17 protein-coding genes are annotated in these 18617 nt (G+C 57.7%); 6 read left to right on the top strand and 11 right to left on the bottom strand.

Annotated elements, in window-relative coordinates; genetic code table 11:
• Positions 1-1155 carry an ABC transporter substrate-binding protein gene (locus R1T46_RS20360; protein ID WP_317306819.1) on the bottom strand — a complete coding sequence of 385 codons (1155 nt, stop codon included), beginning with the start codon at positions 1153-1155 and terminating at the stop codon, positions 1-3.
• A 277-nt stretch (positions 1156-1432) separates the two neighbouring features.
• On the opposite strand from R1T46_RS20360, the gene paaX reads away from it, so the two are divergent.
• Positions 1433-2401: a phenylacetic acid degradation operon negative regulatory protein PaaX gene (paaX, locus tag R1T46_RS20365; protein ID WP_075194912.1), complete on the top strand. Its 969-nt coding sequence runs from the start codon at positions 1433-1435 to the stop codon at positions 2399-2401.
• Positions 2402-2569: 168 nt separating this feature from the next.
• Here paaX and R1T46_RS20370 read toward each other — a convergent pair whose 3' ends face one another.
• Positions 2570-3358 carry a thioesterase family protein gene (locus R1T46_RS20370; RefSeq protein WP_317306820.1) on the bottom strand — a complete coding sequence of 263 codons (789 nt, stop codon included), beginning with the start codon at positions 3356-3358 and terminating at the stop codon, positions 2570-2572.
• Between the two features lie 198 nt (positions 3359-3556).
• Between R1T46_RS20370 and R1T46_RS20375 the strand changes: the two genes are divergently transcribed.
• Positions 3557-5071: a DEAD/DEAH box helicase gene (locus tag R1T46_RS20375; protein WP_036205678.1), complete on the top strand. Its 1515-nt coding sequence runs from the start codon at positions 3557-3559 to the stop codon at positions 5069-5071.
• A gap of 17 nt (positions 5072-5088) precedes the next feature.
• On the opposite strand, the gene R1T46_RS20380 is transcribed toward R1T46_RS20375, so the two are convergent.
• The 4 genes from R1T46_RS20380 to R1T46_RS20395 are packed head-to-tail and all read right to left on the bottom strand — an operon-like array spanning position 5089 to position 8091.
• On the bottom strand, positions 5089-5604 hold the full coding sequence (locus R1T46_RS20380; protein WP_036203793.1) for a dihydrofolate reductase: 516 nt from the start codon (positions 5602-5604) through the stop codon (positions 5089-5091).
• Between the two features lie 52 nt (positions 5605-5656).
• Complete coding sequence (locus R1T46_RS20385) at positions 5657-6496, bottom strand: thymidylate synthase (protein WP_317306824.1); 840 nt, start codon at positions 6494-6496, stop codon at positions 5657-5659.
• The gene (gene lgt, locus R1T46_RS20390; protein WP_317306825.1) at positions 6493-7281 is read right to left on the bottom strand and encodes a prolipoprotein diacylglyceryl transferase; all 789 of its coding nucleotides are present in this window, start codon (positions 7279-7281) and stop codon (positions 6493-6495) included. The genes R1T46_RS20385 and lgt overlap by 4 nt, the downstream gene beginning before the upstream one ends.
• A 15-nt stretch (positions 7282-7296) precedes the next feature.
• Positions 7297-8091 (bottom strand): sulfite exporter TauE/SafE family protein, encoded by a 795-nt coding sequence (locus R1T46_RS20395; RefSeq protein WP_317306827.1) that lies wholly within the window; start codon positions 8089-8091, stop codon positions 7297-7299.
• A gap of 86 nt (positions 8092-8177) precedes the next feature.
• On the opposite strand from R1T46_RS20395, the gene R1T46_RS20400 reads away from it, so the two are divergent.
• The 4 genes from R1T46_RS20400 to dxs all read left to right on the top strand — a co-directional run bounded on the left by R1T46_RS20400 (position 8178) and on the right by dxs (position 12237).
• The gene (locus R1T46_RS20400) at positions 8178-8963 is read left to right on the top strand and encodes an NRDE family protein (protein ID WP_317306829.1); all 786 of its coding nucleotides are present in this window, start codon (positions 8178-8180) and stop codon (positions 8961-8963) included.
• 48 nt (positions 8964-9011) lie between these two features.
• Positions 9012-9266 (top strand): exodeoxyribonuclease VII small subunit, encoded by a 255-nt coding sequence (locus R1T46_RS20405; protein WP_317306831.1) that lies wholly within the window; start codon positions 9012-9014, stop codon positions 9264-9266.
• Positions 9266-10165 carry a farnesyl diphosphate synthase gene (locus R1T46_RS20410; RefSeq protein ID WP_317306833.1) on the top strand — a complete coding sequence of 300 codons (900 nt, stop codon included), beginning with the start codon at positions 9266-9268 and terminating at the stop codon, positions 10163-10165. Before R1T46_RS20405 ends, R1T46_RS20410 begins: the two co-directional genes overlap by 1 nt.
• A 137-nt stretch (positions 10166-10302) precedes the next feature.
• Complete coding sequence (dxs, locus tag R1T46_RS20415) at positions 10303-12237, top strand: 1-deoxy-D-xylulose-5-phosphate synthase (protein ID WP_317306836.1); 1935 nt, start codon at positions 10303-10305, stop codon at positions 12235-12237.
• Positions 12238-12255: 18 nt separating this feature from the next.
• Here dxs and ribA read toward each other — a convergent pair whose 3' ends face one another.
• The 5 genes from ribA to secA form a co-directional block, all read right to left on the bottom strand.
• On the bottom strand, positions 12256-12870 hold the full coding sequence (gene ribA, locus R1T46_RS20420; RefSeq protein WP_286748528.1) for a GTP cyclohydrolase II: 615 nt from the start codon (positions 12868-12870) through the stop codon (positions 12256-12258).
• A gap of 83 nt (positions 12871-12953) precedes the next feature.
• Positions 12954-13442 (bottom strand): cyclic pyranopterin monophosphate synthase MoaC, encoded by a 489-nt coding sequence (gene moaC / locus R1T46_RS20425; RefSeq protein ID WP_286748529.1) that lies wholly within the window; start codon positions 13440-13442, stop codon positions 12954-12956.
• Positions 13443-13518: 76 nt separating this feature from the next.
• Positions 13519-14484: a Nudix family hydrolase gene (locus R1T46_RS20430; protein WP_317306838.1), complete on the bottom strand. Its 966-nt coding sequence runs from the start codon at positions 14482-14484 to the stop codon at positions 13519-13521.
• Between the two features lie 2 nt (positions 14485-14486).
• Positions 14487-15704 carry a bifunctional glutamate N-acetyltransferase/amino-acid acetyltransferase ArgJ gene (argJ, locus tag R1T46_RS20435; RefSeq protein WP_317306841.1) on the bottom strand — a complete coding sequence of 406 codons (1218 nt, stop codon included), beginning with the start codon at positions 15702-15704 and terminating at the stop codon, positions 14487-14489.
• Positions 15705-15831: 127 nt separating this feature from the next.
• Positions 15832-18582: a preprotein translocase subunit SecA gene (secA, locus tag R1T46_RS20440; protein WP_317306844.1), complete on the bottom strand. Its 2751-nt coding sequence runs from the start codon at positions 18580-18582 to the stop codon at positions 15832-15834.
• Between the last annotated feature and the right edge of the window lie 35 nt (positions 18583-18617).

Below are 18617 nucleotides of genomic sequence, written 5' to 3' on the forward strand. Positions count from 1 at the left end.
TCAGTCAATCAGTTTCCATTCGCCGTTCTGGACTTCCAGAATGCGGAAGGAGTCGGCATCAAGGCCATTGTGGTCGTCCGGCGACATGTTGAACTCACCGGTCACCCCGACATAACCCTGAATATTTTCCAGAGCACTGCGTACCGCTTCAGGATCGGTAGAGCCTGCCTTTTCAATGGCACGAACGGCCAGCATCAGCCCGTCATAGGCGTAGGCGCCAAAGGCTGAAACCTTGGAGTCCCAGTGAGCTTCATATTCAGCCTTGTAATTCTGAACCACTTCTTTCTGAGGATCCTCTTGCGGCAATGAGTCCGGAACCAACAAGGGGGATGCCGGCAGACGAAGACCTTCGGCTGACGAACCCGCCAAATCAAGGAAGCTGTCAGACGCGACACCGTGAGATTGATAGAACGGAAGCTTCATTCCCAACTGAACATAGTTGCGGGTGACGATAGCGGGCCCCTGACCAAAACCAAAGTTGAGGACGGCTTCTACTCCTTTCGTGTTACGGATATTGGTCAGCTGTGCGGTCATATCCGTATCAGATCCGCTATAGGTAACATCAGCGACCACATCCATACCCATCTGCTCTGCCACCTCCAGAGTCTGGGTGCGGCCGGAACTGCCAAAGCCACCTGTGCCGGAAATCAGACCAATCTTGGTAATTCCACGGTCTTTCATGTCCGCCAGGATACGTTCCGCCGCCATGCGGTCAGACTGAGGGGTTTTGAATACCCACTTCTTCACCGGGGTCGTAATAACGACAGCACCTGCCAGAGAGATAAACGGAACTTGTGCCTGTTCAATCAGCGGAACCGCAGCCATTGTGGCGCCGGTGGTGCTGCCGCCCACAATGATATCCACTCGATCCGAACGGATCAGACGGCTGGCGAAGTTACGGGCAGAGGAAGCATTCCCAACGTCGTCATAGTGGATCAGCTCCAGTTGACGCCCGAGGACACCGCCTTCTTCGTTGATTTTCTCGACATACATCTCGAGGGTTTTCAGCTCGGGATCGCCAAGGAAGGATGCCGGACCTGTTACTGACAGGAACGACCCGATTTTGATTGGTTCAGCTGCCTGCGCACTCATCATGAGGCATGCTGCAGCAACCACTGCGCATTGACCTGCGCGGCGCATCATCGTTTTAAGCATTGTTCTTGTTCTCCCGAATTGTGCTGGGCTTGAATGTATTTTTGTTTCTTCGCCCTCAATATAATTCGATACCGATGACGAATATTTAACGAACTTATTGTATCATAATGCCAGTGTCAACCGATTTCACGGAGTCCGACCATGGCCCCGGAGGCAAAGTTGGGGCACATAAAATGCGCTAGTAGAGCAACCGAAGAGACAAACCTTTACCTGACACGAAAGACCCGCATAATACGTCCAACGTGTTTCATTGATTCTTATTTGCGAACTTAAGTCCATGACTGCGAAAAGCCAACTCGAACTACTTGTCCAGAATTTTCAGAAGAAGCGGCCACTGCGCGCCGGTTCTCTTATCAGCACAATCTATGGCGATGCCATCGTTCCTCGTGGAGGCAACGTCTGGCTTGGCAGTCTGATGAAGCTGGTGGAACCCATGGGCATCAGCCAACGTCTGGTTCGAACCTCTGTTTATCGCCTGGTTCAAGAATCCTGGCTACAAACTGAGAAAGTCGGGCGATGCAGTTATTACAGCCTCACCGGCCCCGGGCTACGCCGCTTCGAGCAGGCTTTTCAGCATGTCTACAATCTGGAAACGGAGGAGTGGAGCGGTAGCTGGTGCCTCGTGTATCTGAACCAGCTATCTCCCGAGCTTCGCCAGAAGGTTCGGGATGAACTGAAGTGGCTCAGCTTCGGTAGCATGGCACCCGGCCTGATGGAACACCCCAGGTTCACCCGCAGCGAGCTGATACCGATGCTCCAGGAATGGGGCGCCCTGGAGGACACCATCGTCATGCAGACGGTGCCAATGGAGCAAAAGAGCCCGAGGGCACTGCGACTTCAAGTTCGCGAAAGCTGGAACCTGGATGAACTCGGCGGCCGGTATCGACGCTTCCTGAGCCAGTTTCGCCCGCTTTGGCGCGAACTGCAGTCCGATGACACCCTCAGCCCTGAGGAATGCCTGACCGTCCGTATCCTGCTCATACACGAGTATCGAAAAATTCTGCTCCGGGACCCCATCCTGCCCGATGAGTTGCTACCGGGTGACTGGGAAGGGCGCAGCGCCAAGCAACTTTGCCGAAACCTGTATCGTCAAATCTATGTACGGGCTGAACAGTGGCTGGATGAAACCCTGGAAAACGCTTCCGGCCCTCTGCCGGGGCCCGGGGAGAAGTTTTATCGGCGTTTCGGTGGCCTGAGAGATGTCGCCAGCAAGACTGATTTCACAACGGAGCGAGAAACGTCATAGGTGTACCACCGGCAGCCAAGTCACTCGTCATCCTGTTCAGGCGCTGGGCCTTCACAAACTCGGAGGCATCCCGAAGTACTCTGTCCTTCGGATCAGCACCGATGGCTAAATCAAGGTAGCGAGTGAGTCAAGTATGGCAGCTCCCTCATCAACAATAGAGTGCCCCTTCTATCCAAATACCGTTACCGTTTGTCGGCTCAGCGCTACGAGCTCTCCACTAGCGGTCCAGATACCGGCCTGGGTATGACCGTATCCCGCGTCAGCCTTATCAATCTCCGCCTTGTATAATAGCCAGTCTCCTGGCTCCAATACTGGTCTGGGGTGCACAATGTCAAGGGCCCAGCTTAAGGAGCTCGTTTTCACCCGCTGCTTCACATACGGCAAAACAGCAGGCGGCCATGCATCAACAAGCGCGACAATGTGGGCATCTGAAAAGGTTTCAGGCGTTTGCCGGAACTGCATCCAGCCACCAAGCTCCCGACCACCTTTACCACTGAACGGAAGATTGCCAAACGCCCAGCGCATCTCAATGTGCTGAATGAACTCCGGTGTAACACCTTCAATGAAATCCAGGCCGTGGCACTGCTCCACCGGCTTCGCCTCGGGCGCTGGTGCGGCATCCACCGAAACGTCAGACTCCCGGTCGCTTCCAAAACTCGCCAGCGCCACCAACTTCGGCTCTCCGCCCTGGACAATGCGGCCCAAAACCTGACTGACGGCCTTGCCTTCCCGCAGAATTTCAGCCTCGACTGTCGCCGGCTCATCCGGCGTTACTGGCCCCACAAAAGACACCTGCATTGAACGCATGGGGCGGTCGGGTGCGACCACACTGGCCATTCGGTCAAATACCAGGGCTGCAACCACCCCACCAAAAGAGGCACGCCCTTGGCCCCAGCTTGAAGGGACAACCAGATCTTTACCGTTGGCCTCACTCTTCATCAATTCATCAAAATTCATGCACCCGCCTCGTTAGCATCCTATTCGAAACAACCCGGAGATTGCCGAAGATCCACCCGCAACGCAACCGTCATCGCCGGCAACTACCTACTGCACTAACAGCATTAGCCGTGTTAAAGACACAACAAACCAGTTATAATCCCCGCCATAACACGCATTGCATTGCAATGCCCTACCCTCCGAATTCCGAGTAAATTAATGTCTGAATTGTCTTTTGCCGACCTCGGCCTGGATCCCGCTGTCCTCGAAGCAGTTGCCGCCGTTGGCTATGAAAAGCCCTCTCCCATACAGGCCCAGACGATCCCTGCGCTGTTGGCTGGCAAACACTTACTGGGTGTTGCCCAAACGGGTACCGGTAAAACCGCCGCCTTTGCGCTGCCTTTGCTGAGCCGGATCGACGCGTCTGTTATGGAACCACAGATCCTGGTTCTGGCACCCACGCGGGAACTGGCCATCCAGGTGGCCGAAGCGTTTACCACCTATGCCAGCAAGTTCCGCAACTTCCACGTTCTGCCTATCTATGGCGGCCAGGACTTTTTCCCTCAGATCAAGGGCCTGCGCCGCGGTGCCCAGGTGATCGTGGGCACCCCTGGCCGAATGCTGGATCACCTCCGCAAGGGCACACTGAAGCTGGACAGCCTCAAGGCGCTGGTACTGGACGAAGCCGACGAAATGCTGCGCATGGGCTTCATCGACGACGTGGAAGCGATCCTGGCAAAGACCCCGGACAACTGCCAACGCGCACTGTTCTCCGCGACCATGCCGCCGCAGATCAAGAAGGTCGCCCAGACCTATCTGCGCGACGCCACGGAAGTGAAAATCGAGAGCGAGACCCGCACGGTTGAACGCATTTCGCAGTTTGTGCTGCCGGTCTATGCCGAACGCAAACTGGATGCCCTGACCCGCATCCTGGAAGTGGAACCGCTCGACGCCGCCATTATTTTTGTGCGGACGAAAGCGGAAACCACGTTGCTGGCTGAGAAACTATCCGCACGCGGCCATGCCGTAGCACCGCTGAACGGTGACCTGAACCAGCGCCAGCGCGAGCAGACAGTGGAAGACCTCAAGCGCGGCAAGAAAGACATCATCGTGGCAACCGATGTTGCGGCCCGCGGCCTTGATGTCCCCCGCATTACTCACGTAATCAACTACGACGTGCCTTACGACACCGAAGCTTACATTCACCGGGTTGGCCGCACCGGCCGTGCCGGTCGTGAGGGCAAGGCGATTCTGCTGGTCACGCCTCGTGAACGCAGCTGGCTGCGCACGCTTGAGCGCGCCACCAATTCGCCGATGGAATCCTATGAACTGCCCTCGCCCAACGCTCTGAAGAAGATGCGCGAAGAGCAGTTTGAATCACAACTTCTGGGCTTTGCCGAGGATGGCAAGCTGGGCAAGGCGATGGCGTTGCTCGATGAAATTGCCGAACGCAACGACATGGACATTGCGATGGTTGCTGGTGCGCTGGCTTGCTATCTGGAGGCATCCCAGCCGGGCTCACTGCCCCTGGAACAGCCGGAAGCACTGCCGGTGGTTTCTGCCACCGCTCCGCCACGTCGTGACCGTAAAGGTGGCCGTCCGGGCGGTAAGCCAGGCGGGTTCAAGCCAGGATTCAAGAAGGGCCCCAAGGGCCGCGGCGGCCCAGGCCCGAAGGGCAAGCCTCCCGGCAAGGGTGGCAAGCCTTCTGGTAAACGCCCACCCCGCCAGGGCTGATCTGCTGACTTAGGCGCTCAAGGCTGACTTGGGCGCTGGTAGACGACGAAGCTGTAGTCGTAAGGGTTATTATCGGACGCGGAGAAATCCTCCCGTCCGAGCTCTTCCCACTCATCCCAGTTCACTTCCGGAAAGAAGGCGTCTCCCTCCACCTCGGCGTGCACCTGGGTGACGTAGATCCGATCCACCATCGGCAGCGCTTCGGCGTAGATCTGCCCACCGCCGATGATCATGACTTCATCTCCGCCTTCAATCTCGGCCTGTGCTTCGGCTTTGACCAATGCGTCTTCCAATGATTCTGCCGCAACCGTTCCGGCGGGCGCCTCCCATTCCGGATTCCGTGAAATCACCACGTTCATTCGCCCGGGCAACGGTCTACCAATGGAATCCCAGGTTTTCCGGCCCATGATGATGGGTTTTCCCATGGTGGCCTGTTTGAAGTACCTGAGATCGCCCGGCAAATACCACGGTAGCTTATTGTTTCGGCCGATGACCCGGTTTCGGGACATAGCCACTATGAGAGCTTTCCTCATTGTTTGTTTATCCTCTTGCTTGGGAGTTCCGGATCCCGGGCCCAGCTAGCGATCAAATAGCGATAGGCGCCTTAATCCCAGAATGAGGCTCGTAACCCTCAAACTCGAAATCCTCCAGCTCATACTCGAAAATTGAAGAAGGCTTACGCTTGATCAGCAGTTTGGGCAACGCCCGTGGCTCCCGCTTCAACTGCTCGAACACGATGTCGTCGGTCAGGTGGTTCTGGTACAGGTGACAATCACCAAAGGTATGGACGAACTCCCCCACACCCAGATCGCACTGCTGGGCAATCATGTGAGTCAGCAACGCATACGAGGCAATATTGAACGGCACCCCCAGGAACAGATCCGCACTGCGCTGATAGAGCTGACAGGAGAGCTTGCCGTCGGCGACGTAGAACTGGAACAGGCAGTGGCACGGAGCCAAGGCCATGCGACCCTGGCGGACGTTGTCCTGTGGGCCAATGGATTCATCCGGGAGCTCAGCAGGGTTCCACGCCGAGACAATCAACCGGCGTGAATTAGGCTTGTTGCGAATCTGATTAATCACCTCGCTGATCTGGTCAACAGTGCTGCCGTCCGGGCAGTGCCAGCTTCGCCACTGTTTGCCGTAAATAGGACCAAGGTCTCCGTTCTCCAGGGCCCATTCATTCCAGATAGAAACGTTGCGTTCTTTCAGCCAGTTGTTGTCGGTGGACCCCTGCAGGAACCACAGTAGCTCCTGGATAATACTACGCAGGTGGACTTTCTTGGTGGTCACCAGCGGGAAGCCGTCCTGCAGGTCAAAGCGAATCTGGCGGCCGAAGACCGAGCGGGTGCCGACGCCGGTGCGGTCACCACGGTCCATGCCGTTGTCTACCACGTCTTTCATCAGGTCGAGATAGGCTTTCATTCAGCGTTTCTCCGGTAAGCAATAACGATCAGAACGGCGCCCGCGAGGATCATCGGGAACGACAACACCTGCCCCATGGTCAGCCAGTCGAAGGCCAGGTAACCCAGCTGGGGGTCGGGCTGGCGAACAAACTCCACCAGGAAGCGGAAGACGCCGTAACACGCCAGGAACAGGCCTGAGACCGCCATGCGAGGTCTCGGTTTGGACGAAAACCACCACAGGACGATAAACAGCAGGACACCTTCCAGCGCAAACTGGTAAAGCTGGGACGGGTGCCGGGCCAGGCTGTCCGGCGCGGTACGGAAAACCATACCCCACGCAACATCCGTGGGCTTCCCCCAGAGTTCGCCGTTGATGAAGTTGCCGATGCGACCAGCACCCAGGCCAACCGGCACCAGTGGTGCGACGAAATCGGCAATCTGCCAGAAGGTGCGACCCACCTTGCGACCGAACCACCACATGGCGAAGATCACACCAAGCAGACCACCGTGGAAGGACATTCCCCCTTCCCACACGCGCAGCAACATCAACGGGTCAGCCGCGAAGGCACTGAAATTGTAGAAGATTACATAGCCAAAGCGGCCGCCCAGTATTACCCCAAGGGCAATGTAGAACAGCATGTCTCCCATCTGCACTTCGGTAATGGGCGACCAGGGCTTGCGGGCGCGAAGGCGGCCCAGCCACCAGCCCACAAGAAATCCGACCAGGTAGGTCAAGCCATACCAGTGTATTTTCAAAGGCCCGATGGCAATGGCCACCGGATCGATTTGCGGATGCTGGAGCATCAATAACCCCTCAGGTCAGAACAGAAAACGGATACCTACGACAATCAGGAAGATGGCGAAGATTTTTTTCAATAGGGCTGCGTCCAGGCGATGAGCCAGGTTGGCTCCAACCCGGGCGAACAACACACTGGTCAGAACGATACCCACAAACGCAGGCAGATAGATAAACCCGACACTGAGCTCCGGCAGATCTGGGTTCTGCCATCCAGTGCCAATGTTTGCGAGCGCGCCGGCCACAGCGATGGGCAATCCGCAGGCGGCGGAGGTGCCTACCGCTTGCTGCATCCGCACGTTGCACCAGCTCAGGAACGGAACAGTCAGCGTCCCCCCGCCAATGCCAAAAATAGCGGATGCCCAGCCAATACCGGCCCCGGCACTGCCCAGCCCGACGGAACCGGGCACATCGCGGCCAGGTTTGGGGTTGGCACCGAAAAGCATTTTCAAAGCCACCAGAATGACAAACACACCAATGACCAGCTCCAGGGCCTCACCACTGAGCATGGAAGCGGTCCAGGCACCCAGCACTGCACCGAGCACAATACCCGCCATCATGGGGCGGAATATCTCCCACCGAACCGCGCCGTGGAGATGGTGGGACCGTATTGAACTGATGGAAGTGAAGACAATAGTGGCCAGAGATGTGCCCACGGCAAGGTGCGCCGCAATGTCGCTACTCACACCCTGCAGGTCAAAACTGAAAATAAGCACCGGAACAATAACCAGCCCGCCACCAATGCCAAACAGGCCGGCCATGGTGCCCGCCAGGGCGCCCAGCACAAGGTACAGGCCAACAACAGCAAAAAGGGTCATACTCAGCCACACGCAGACAGCAAATCAGGCTGGTATGATACACACCGAATCCCTTTTGTTCACTCGCGACTGATGAGCCCGCCACCATGTGCCTGATTGTTTTTAGCGTAAAACAGCATCCTGCCTTTCCATTGGTCGTGGCAGCAAATCGTGATGAGTTCTTTCGCCGGCCCACGGCGGCCATGGACTGGTGGCACAGCGAAACCGCCGGGCGTGATGTCCTGGCGGGACGTGATTTGCTGTCAGGCGGCACCTGGCTCGCAATCGATGAAGATGGAGTTGTTGCCGCCGTGACCAATGTACGGGAAGGCTCTCAGGTGCCCGGCGCCCACTCCCGTGGCGAACTGCCACTGATGTCGCTGGCAGACAACAGCGATGCGCTCGCAGCCCGACTGCAGACACGAAAAAGCGATTACTCGGGATTTAATCTGGTCAGGCTGGATGAGCACGCAGGATGGTACTACAGCAACCGTGACGCTCACCCCGGGCGCCATGTTCATCGCGGCACCTATGGTTTGAGCAACCACCTTTTGCAGACCCCCTGGCCAAAACTGTTGAGATTGAGAAACTCGGTGACCGATTTACTTGAAGGTGCGTCGGCGGACCGCACCGATGATCTCCATAATAGTCTTATCGAACGCCTGCAGGACACCACGCCGGCGCCCGACCATGAATTACCGGATACCGGTGTTGGCAAAGATACCGAGCGCTTTCTGTCTTCGCCGTTCATTATCGGCAGTGACTACGGCACCCGTGCCACGACGGTGGTCACGGTCAGCGCCGTCGGTGAAGTCCGGGTGACAGAGCAGTGCTGGGGACCAGAGGGAAAAAAGGAAGGAACAAGGCATTTCTGCTGGCAGCGGTCGGCCTGAAGCTTTGGTATAATCCGCCAAATTCCGCGAAGCAACCGGAGGCCCTTTATGGCCGGTGAGAAAGACGCGGCGTCCATCGCCGACTTCGAAAAATCCCTGGATGAGCTGGAAAAACTGGTCCGTGACCTGGAGCAGGGCGAACTCTCCCTGGAACAGTCTCTCACAGCATTCGAACGCGGCGTAAAGCTGACACGCGAGTGCCAGCAAGCGCTCAAGACGGCGGAACAGCGGGTGGAACAACTGGTGGAAAACAGCGATGGTACACTGGAAACGCGCCCTTTTAGCCCGGACGAACCCGCCTGATGTCAACTCCGAACACCCGCCTGGCAGCTTTCCTGGAGCAATGCCGCAATCAGATTGACGACGAACTTGAGCGCCAGCTTTGTGCATCCGGCCACGGCTCTGAACGCCTGCAACAGGCCATGCGATACAGTGTTCTGGGCGGTGGCAAGCGCATCCGGCCGGCGCTTTGCGTGGCGGCAGCCACGGCGCTTGGCCAGCCTCAGGAAAATGCGATAGTTCCCGCCTGTTCGCTGGAACTGATCCATGCCTACTCGCTGATTCACGATGACCTGCCCGCCATGGACAACGATGACCTGCGCCGGGGCCGCGCCACCACGCACATCGCCTTTGACGAAGCCACCGCCATATTGGCAGGCGATGCGCTGCAGACCCTTGCGTTCGGCTGGCTGGCCGAAGCACCGGGACTGGAGGATCAGGTGCGCCTTGCAATGATACGAGAATTGGCGACCGCCAGCGGCCACCAGGGCATGGCGGGTGGACAGGCGATAGACCTTGAGTCCGTAGGCAAGCAACTGACCGTTGAGCAATTGGAAAATATGCACCGCCACAAAACCGGCGCACTCATTGAAGCCAGCGTCCGGATCGGCGCCCTCACCGCAACCGATGTGAACGACGACCAGTTGTCAGCCCTCACGGTTTATTCGCAAACCCTCGGTCTCGCCTTCCAGGTGCAGGATGACTTGCTGGATATTGAGGGCGATACCACTGTGATCGGCAAACCCCAGGGCTCGGATCTGGCCCGATCCAAGCCGACCTATCCCTCGCTGCTGGGCGCCGACGGCGCCCGAAACTACCTGTCACAGCTGCTTGAGTCCGCACTGGCCAGCATCGAGATGTTTGGCGAGGAAGGCGACCTGCTCCGGGACATGGCCGGTTACGTGGTGGTACGCACCCATTGATCATCAACGGCTCTGGCATGCACACTGACTTATGAAGGACTGGAGGGGCCCGGCTGGCCCAATCAGTATGAAACCGGGTGCCTTCATACCCTATAATAGAACCCACATTTTGAATCACCCGGAAAAGACCCGAGCAGATGCAGGATACATATACTTTTAAGGAAATCCCGTCCCAACGGCCCAACACGCCGCTGTTGGACAGGATTGACACTCCCGGGCAACTGCGCGAACTGGCAGCAGAGCAGCTGACCCAGCTCGCAAGGGAGCTACGTGCCTTCCTGCTATGGTCGGTGGGGCAAACAGGCGGCCACTTCGGCGCCGGCCTGGGTGTCCTGGAGCTGACCGTTGCCCTGCATTACGTCTTCAATACCCCGGAAGACCGTCTGGTCTGGGACGTGGGCCACCAGGCCTATCCCCATAAAATCCTGACCGGGCGCCGGGAACGCATGAACAGCATCCGTCGAAAGGATGGCCTGGCCGGTTTCCCGAAACGGGCGGAGAGCGAATACGATACCTTCGGCGTTGGTCATTCCAGCACTTCCATCAGCGCTGCCTTGGGTATGGCCATCGCCTCCCGCATGCAGGGCACTGGTCGCAAGAGCATCGCCATCATCGGCGATGGTGCCATGACGGCCGGCATGGCGTTCGAAGCCCTGAACCACGCCGGGCACCTGGACGCCAACATGCTGGTGATCCTCAACGACAATGACATGTCTATTTCCCGCAACGTTGGTGGGTTGTCGAACTATTTTGCCAAGCTGTTGGCGAGCCGGACCTACAATCAGGTCCGCGACAGTGGAAAACGGGTACTCCAGGGCACGCCACAGTTGATGGCGCTGGCCCGCAAGACCGAGGAACACTTCAAGGGCATGATTTCCCCGGGCACGCTGTTTGAGGAGTTGGGGTTCAACTATATCGGCCCCATCGACGGCCACGACCTGCCTCTGCTGCTGGAGACCCTGGAGAACATCCGCGAACTGGACGGACCGCAATTCCTCCACGTGGTCACCACCAAGGGCAAGGGTTTCGCCCCGGCCGAAGCCGATCCAATTGGCTACCATGCCATCAACAAGATCGAACCGGTGCCGCCCAGCAAGCCGGAACCGGTTGCTCCGAAGCCGTCGAAGCTGAAATACGCCAACGTGTTTGGCCAATGGCTCTGCGACGCCGCAGAAGCCGACAACCGCATTGTGGGGATCACCCCCGCCATGTGTGAAGGCTCTGATCTTCTGGCGTTCTCCCAACGCTTCCCGGACCGGTATTTCGACGTTGCCATTGCTGAGCAGCATTCAGTCACCCTGGCTGCGGGCCTTGCCTGTGACGGCGCCAAACCGGTGGTGGCGATCTATTCGACGTTCCTGCAGCGTGCCTACGATCAGCTGATCCATGACGTGGCCATACAGAATCTGGACGTCCTGTTCGCGATTGACCGCGCCGGGCTGGTCGGCGAAGACGGCCCCACTCACGCAGGCGCGTTTGACATCAGCTACTTGCGTTGTGTCCCGAACATGATCGTGATGACTCCCTCTGACGAAAACGAAACCCGTCAACTGCTGCACACAGGCATGCTGTTTGAGGGACCGGCGGCAGTGCGCTACCCGAGGGGCACAGGCCCGGGGGCAGAGATGGTCCGCGAATTGGCTCCGCTACCGATCGGCAAGGGCCGGCTTGTGAAAGAAGGCTCGGGTATTGCCATACTCAACTTCGGCACACTGCTCACACCAGCACTGGAGGCTGCCACGTCTCTGGGCGCCACCGTCGCAGACATGCGCTTCGTAAAACCGCTGGATGAAGAGCTCATCCTGGCATTGGCAGAAAAGCATGGCCTACTGGTCACAATTGAAGAGAACGCCATTGCCGGCGGAGCGGGCAGTGCGGTGACGGAATTCCTGAACAGCCGGGATGTCAGCCAGCCTGTGCTTCAGATCGGCCTGCCAGACACCTTCATAGATCACGGTAAGCACGGCGAGTTGCTGTCTTCCTGCGGATTGGATGCCGAAGGCATCAGGCACACTATTGAAACCCGCCTGGAGCGAATAAAGTACAACCAGTCGCTAAAGGCGGTTCAATAAGCGCGCGAAGAAATCACATCAGACGGCGGGATCGTCGTCCTGGTGGGTCTCGAACCAATGTCCGAGCTTGCTCTGCTTGGTATTGAGGTAATGTTCGTTGTGGGGATTGCGCCCCACATGCAAAGGGACGCGCTCCGCTATCTCTATACCCAGTTCGGTCAATGCATCCACCTTGCGGGGGTTATTGGTCATCAGCCTCAAGCTACGAATGCCCAAGTGTGCCAGCATATCCCGGCACATGCTGTAGTCCCGCAAGTCAGCCGCAAAGCCAAGCTGTTCGTTTGCTTCCACAGTATCCGCGCCCTGATCCTGCAGGTTGTAGGCACGAATCTTGTTCAACAGGCCGATACCCCGGCCCTCCTGGCGCAAGTACATAAGGATGCCTCGGCCTTCGCGGGCAATACTCCGCAAGGCTTCCTCCAACTGATAACCACAGTCACAGCGCATGCTGTACAGTGCATCACCGGTCAGGCACTCGGAGTGAGTCCGCGCCAGCATCGGCTCCGGACTGTTGAGGTCACCCAGCGTAAGTGCCACGTGCTCCTTTCCGGTGTCCGGCTCTTCAAAGCCGTGCATGTCGAAAACGCCGAAAGGGGTTGGCAGCCGGCAAGTCTGGATGTAACGAACAGCCACAGTGTTTCCTCGTGGTTCAATCAATCGAGCGGCGCATTCTATCACGAGGCCAGCGCCCTGGCGTAGTCTCTGTATGGTGGATCCTACGAACCGGAGTCAGAAGCAGACCAGTGCCCACTGCGACCACCCTTCTTCTCCAACAGGCGGACATTGTCCACGACCATGCCGCGATCAACGGCCTTGCACATATCGTAGAGCGTCAGTGCTGCCACGCTGGCGGCCGTCAGGGCCTCCATCTCAACACCGGTCTGCCCGGAGAGCTTGCAGCGAGTGGCAATGTGGATCGAAGCACCGTCCCTGCCTGGCGTCAGCTCTACCTTTACCGACGTCAGGTTCAGCGCGTGGCACAGCGGAATCAGCTCGTGGGTTTTCTTGGCTGCCATGATACCGGCAACCCGTGCCACTGCCAGCACATCCCCCTTGGGATGCTGCCCTTCCACAATCATTGCCAGGGTGTCCGGCGCCATTCGAATCAGGGCCTCGGCCCTGGCCTCACGCTCGGTAACAGCCTTGGACGTAACGTCTACCATGCGCGCGGCGCCAGTATCGTCAAGATGCGTCAGTTTGCTCACGGTGTCTCCCAAAATCGTTGATAAAAGCAGCCTTAACGGATCTATCATACCAGAGCGTATAGAACTGGCGGCTGGATCAGTATCCGTTCCCTGACCACCAGAAACCAATACCCGCAATACCCTGAGCGCCAGCCTGGCGCGCTGCGCGGGTATCATCAGGGGCAAGCCCTCCAAGGGCGTAGACAGGCATCGCTGCGCCTGCGGCCAGCGCCTGGAACCGCTCCCACCCAATTCCCGTCGCGCCAGGATGAGAAGAGGTAGGCTTTACCGGGCCCAGGGTAATGAAATCTGCCTGGAGCTGTTCTGCATGGGCAATTTCCTCTTCATCGTGACAGGAGATTGCCAGCAGGTATCCCTCGGGTATCGGCCGGGCGGAATACTGTCGGGCCTCCCGCCACGGCAGGTGCAAACCGGCGGCCTGGGGCAGGCGCTCAAGCAGCGACGGGACACCGTGAAGCATCAACAGGGAATCGCTTGCGCGACACGCCTCCAGTGACCAGCCCGCCAACCGCTCGTAGACCTCATCGCTTAATCCCGGTGCCCTGAACAGGCACAACTGCGGGCGCGTTTCGAGCAAGCGCTGGCGAAGTTGTTCAGGGAATGCCGAGGGGTCACCGGCAGAACCGGTAATGGCATAGCGACGAGGCAGCTTCAGGGCGCGGATAATCGGACGGTTTGCGGCGGGAAAATCAACATCCGCCAGATCCTGGACATCGAGCCATTGTATCGCCTGCCCTTCAAGGCCCTCGGGGTCGCCTTCAGCGGATGAGGCTTCCCAGACATCAAGAAAAACCCGCTTGTCCCCATAATCGTGGCGAATTTCAATCACCGGCTCAAGAAGGCCTGGATCTATCCGCAACCCGGTCTCTTCCCGAATTTCCCTGACCAGGGCCTGTTGGACCGCTTCACCAGCCTCAACCTTGCCACCCGGAAACTCAAGTAAACCGCCTTGGTGAACATGGTCCGGCCGACGGGCAATCAACACTTTCCCATCACGAAAGACAACACCCACCGCAACGTGTATTTCCTGAACTGGCGTCATAATCAGGTGCGATACTCAGCATTGATGGTGACGTAGTCATGGGAGAAGTCGCAGGTCCACACCCGTTCACTGACATTCCCTCGCCCGAGATTAATGTGGATGGTAATTTCCTCACCGTCCATCACCGCCTGCCCGCGGGACTCGTTGTAATCCGCAGCACGGCCGCCTTTGCGAACCAGGCACACATCTCCCAGCCAGATCTCGAGGGCGTTCAGGTCCAGTCCATCGACACCGGCACGACCCACGGCAGCCAGTATCCGCCCCCAGTTGGGATCGGACGCAAACAGCGCGGTTTTGACCAGTGGTGAGTGGGCAACGGTGTAGGCAACGTCCAGCGCCTCCTGGACCGATGTCGCACGGCTGACTTCAATGGTGACAAACTTGGTGGCACCCTCACCGTCACGGACAATCGCATGCGCCAATTCGAGGAACACCTCGCGCAGCGCTTCCCTGAGCCTTGGCAGGGACGGGCTATCCGCCGTGATTTCAGGACCACCAGCCTGACCGCTGGCAATCAGCATGCAGGCATCGTTGGTGGACGTGTCGCCATCAATGGTGATCCGGTTGAAGGACGCCTCCCCCAATTCCGACGCAAAGCTCGCCAACACGTCCGGTGCGATATTCGCATCGGTGGCAATGAAGCCCAGCATGGTGGCCATGTTGGGACGAATCATACCCGCGCCCTTACTGATACCGGATATCGATACCGTTTGGCCATCCAGATCAATCTGGCGCGAGGCACCTTTGGGGCGAGTGTCGGTGGTCATGATCCCCGACGCCGCTTCAGCCCAGTGGGACTCGGAGACATCCGCCAGTGCCTGCGGCAACGCGCTGACGATTTTAACAACCGGCAGTGGCTCCCCGATAACCCCTGTCGAAAACGGCAGTACGCTACCAGCGGGGACACCGGCGTTATCCGCCAGCGCCTGACAACAGGCCTGGGCATCCTTCATGCCTTGTTCGCCGGTGCCGGCATTGGCATTGCCGGTGTTGATCAGCAGGTAGCGCGGTGCATCGCTTGCCAGATGACTTCGCGTGACGTGAACAGGGGCCGCGCAGAACTGATTACGGGTGAAGATACCGGCCACTCGGCTACCCGGCGCCAACTCAATAACCACCAGATCCTTCTTGCCGGGTTTCTTGATACCGGCAGTGCCGATACCCAGCCTGACACCGGCCACCGGGAAAAACGTCGGCAAGGTTCCTGGACCAACTGCCATTTTCACTCTCCTTTCGTCATGATCGGCTTCTACCGGGCGACCCGGCCGGAACACCGGTTACCAAACGAAAAACCCGCAACCTGTCGAGCAGGGTGCGGGCCTTAGTTCGATCACTCAGCGGCGGAAATCAGCTGACCTTTCCACAACACTGCTTGTACTTCTTGCCGGACCCGCACGGACAGGGCTCGTTCCGCCCCACTTTTCGGTCCTGACGCACAAAGGTCTCCGGTGTGCCCTGAGCTTCCTCAGCACCAGACCTACCTGCGTTGTCATCCTGCCTTTGCTGAGCGGTAGCACTGGTTTCATCGTGGCGCAGTCGCGCCTGGGCAAGCTCCCGCTCCAATTCTTCCTTGCGGCGGCGCTCCACCTCTTCCATTTCTTCACGGCCCTGAACACGGACATGGGACAACACCCGAACCACATCGCGCTTCATGGTTTCCAGCATACTTTCGAACAGGTTAAAGGCCTCGCGCTTGTACTCCTGCTTGGGGTTCTTCTGGGCATAACCACGCAGGTGGATACCACGGCGCAGGTGATCCATGTTTGAAAGATGCTCTTTCCAGAGCGTGTCGAGCACTTGCAGGAACACCTGCTTCTCGAACTTGCGCATCGACTCGGAGCCCGCCAGTTCCTCTTTGGCGTCGTAGGCTGCGACAATCTCTTCCAGAATACGCTGACGCAGATTCTCTTCGTAGAGCTTGCTGTCCTCGTCCAGCCATTGCTGAACAGGCAGGTTGATCGCCATTTCCGATTGCAGCTGGCTTTCCAGGCCGGCAACATCCCACTGTTCCGGCATGCTCTGCGGCGGGATGAACTCACTGACCAGCGAATCCACGACATCCTCGCGGATGGTTTTAATCATCTCGGAAACGTCTTCCGACGACATGACCTCGTTACGCTGATCATAGATCACCGTACGCTGATCGTTGGCGACGTCATCGTATTCCAGCAGGGTTTTCCGCATATCGAAGTTGCGGCCTTCCACCTTACGCTGGGATTTTTCAATGGCGTTGGTGACCATTCGATGCTCGATGGCCTCGCCTTTTTTCATACCCATGGCCTGCATCAGGCTCTTCACGCGATCCGGCGCGAATATCCGCATCAGGTTATCTTCCAGCGACAGGAAGAACCGTGATGAACCGGGGTCGCCCTGACGACCGGCGCGGCCTCGAAGCTGATTGTCAATGCGGCGGGATTCGTGACGCTCGGTACCGATGATGTGCAGCCCGCCAGCCTCAAGTACCTGATTGTGACGCTCGGTCCACTCGGCCTTGATGCGGGCCACTTCCTCTTCGGTGGGGTTTTCCATACCCGCCACTTCAAATTCCCAGTTACCACCCAACACGATGTCCGTACCACGGCCGGCCATATTGGTGGCAATGGTGACCGCACCCGGGCGACCTGCCTGAGCGATGATCTGTGCCTCACTCTCGTGCTGTTTCGCGTTCAGGATCTTATGATCAATTCGCGCCTTCTTGAGCAGCATGGATAGAAGCTCTGAGGCCTCAATTGAGGCAGTGCCCACCAGGATTGGCCGGCCCTCTGCCGTTACGTCCTTGATCTCATCAATAATGGCGTGGAATTTTTCTTCCTGAGTCAGGTAGATAAGATCGTTGTAATCGATTCGCTGGATCGGTTTGTTGGGAGGAATAACAACAACGTCCAGACCGTAAATCTGGCGAAATTCAAATGCCTCGGTGTCAGCGGTACCAGTCATACCGGCGAGCTTGTCGTATAGACGGAAGTAATTCTGGAAGGTGGTAGAAGCCAGGGTCTGGCTCTCTGCCTGGATACGAACTCCTTCCTTGGCCTCAATCGATTGGTGCAGGCCTTCGCTCCAGCGACGGCCTGGCATGGTACGACCAGTATGCTCATCAACAATCACTACCTGATCGCCCTGGACAATGTAATCCACGTCCTTCTGGAACAGATGATGAGCTCGGAGGGCCGAGTGGACGTGATGCAACAGGCTAAGGTTGGCGGCCGAATACAGGCTTTCACCTTCCTTCAACAAGCCCCTTTCCAACAACAGCTCTTCCACTTTCTCATGACCGGTTTCGGTCAACTCCACCTGACGGGATTTCTCATCAATGGTGAAATCGCCACTGGGCTCGCCTTCTTCACTGACTTCGCCCAACTCGAGGCTTGGCACAAGCTCGTTGATCGCCAGATAGAGTTTTGAGCTGTCTTCAGCCGCACCGGAGATGATCAGCGGTGTGCGAGCTTCGTCAATCAGGATGGAGTCCACTTCGTCCACGATGGCAAAGTGGAGGCCTCGCTGCACCTTGTCTTCCGTGCTGAAGGCCATGTTGTCGCGAAGATAGTCGAAACCAAACTCGTTATTCGTACCGTAAGTAATGTCCGCCTGATAGGCAGCCCGCTTCTCTTCAGGAGGCTGGCCGGCTGCTACAACACCTACCTGCAGACCCAGGAAGCGATACAGCTTCCCCATCCATTCGGCATCGCGGCGGGCCAGGTAGTCGTTCACGGTGACCAGATGCACGCCCTTGCCGGTCAAGGCATTCAGGTAAACGGCCAACGTCGCTACCAGCGTTTTACCTTCACCGGTTTTCATCTCGGAAATACGGCCTTCGTGAAGCGTGATACCGCCAATCATCTGCACGTCGTAGTGGCGCATCCCCATGACCCTACGACTCGCCTCACGAGTAGTGGCAAACGCTTCCGGAAGCAATGCGTCAAGGCTTTCGCCTTCATCATATCGGCGGCGGAATTCCGCGGTCTTACCTTGCAACTCGGTGTCGGACAAATTGCCATACTGCTCTTCAAGCTCATTAATACGCGATACGGTTTTTCGCATTCGCTTGATTTCTCTGGCGTTCTTACTGCCGAACATCTTGGTTGCAAGCTTTGTGAACATAGACCACTGCTTCTTTGATTAAACGGAGGAAGCCG

It is taken from the genome of Marinobacter salarius (genome assembly GCF_032922745.1).
In the GTDB taxonomy this organism is placed as follows: domain Bacteria; phylum Pseudomonadota; class Gammaproteobacteria; order Pseudomonadales; family Oleiphilaceae; genus Marinobacter.

Excerpts from the sequence above, each read along its gene's own strand:
- R1T46_RS20360 (WP_317306819.1), bottom strand. The coding sequence starts at position 1,155 with ATGCTTAAAACGATGATGCGCCGCGCAGGTCAATGCGCAGTGGTTGCT.
- paaX (WP_075194912.1), top strand. The coding sequence starts at position 1,433 with ATGACTGCGAAAAGCCAACTCGAACTACTTGTCCAGAATTTTCAGAAG.
- R1T46_RS20370 (WP_317306820.1), bottom strand. The coding sequence starts at position 3,358 with ATGAATTTTGATGAATTGATGAAGAGTGAGGCCAACGGTAAAGATCTG.
- R1T46_RS20375 (WP_036205678.1), top strand. The coding sequence starts at position 3,557 with ATGTCTGAATTGTCTTTTGCCGACCTCGGCCTGGATCCCGCTGTCCTC.
- R1T46_RS20380 (WP_036203793.1), bottom strand. The coding sequence starts at position 5,604 with ATGAGGAAAGCTCTCATAGTGGCTATGTCCCGAAACCGGGTCATCGGC.
- R1T46_RS20385 (WP_317306824.1), bottom strand. The coding sequence starts at position 6,496 with ATGAAAGCCTATCTCGACCTGATGAAAGACGTGGTAGACAACGGCATG.
- lgt (WP_317306825.1), bottom strand. The coding sequence starts at position 7,281 with ATGCTCCAGCATCCGCAAATCGATCCGGTGGCCATTGCCATCGGGCCT.
- R1T46_RS20395 (WP_317306827.1), bottom strand. The coding sequence starts at position 8,091 with ATGACCCTTTTTGCTGTTGTTGGCCTGTACCTTGTGCTGGGCGCCCTG.
- R1T46_RS20400 (WP_317306829.1), top strand. The coding sequence starts at position 8,178 with ATGTGCCTGATTGTTTTTAGCGTAAAACAGCATCCTGCCTTTCCATTG.
- R1T46_RS20405 (WP_317306831.1), top strand. The coding sequence starts at position 9,012 with ATGGCCGGTGAGAAAGACGCGGCGTCCATCGCCGACTTCGAAAAATCC.
- R1T46_RS20410 (WP_317306833.1), top strand. The coding sequence starts at position 9,266 with ATGTCAACTCCGAACACCCGCCTGGCAGCTTTCCTGGAGCAATGCCGC.
- dxs (WP_317306836.1), top strand. The coding sequence starts at position 10,303 with ATGCAGGATACATATACTTTTAAGGAAATCCCGTCCCAACGGCCCAAC.
- R1T46_RS20430 (WP_317306838.1), bottom strand. The coding sequence starts at position 14,484 with ATGACGCCAGTTCAGGAAATACACGTTGCGGTGGGTGTTGTCTTTCGT.
- argJ (WP_317306841.1), bottom strand. The coding sequence starts at position 15,704 with ATGGCAGTTGGTCCAGGAACCTTGCCGACGTTTTTCCCGGTGGCCGGT.
- secA (WP_317306844.1), bottom strand. The coding sequence starts at position 18,582 with ATGTTCACAAAGCTTGCAACCAAGATGTTCGGCAGTAAGAACGCCAGA.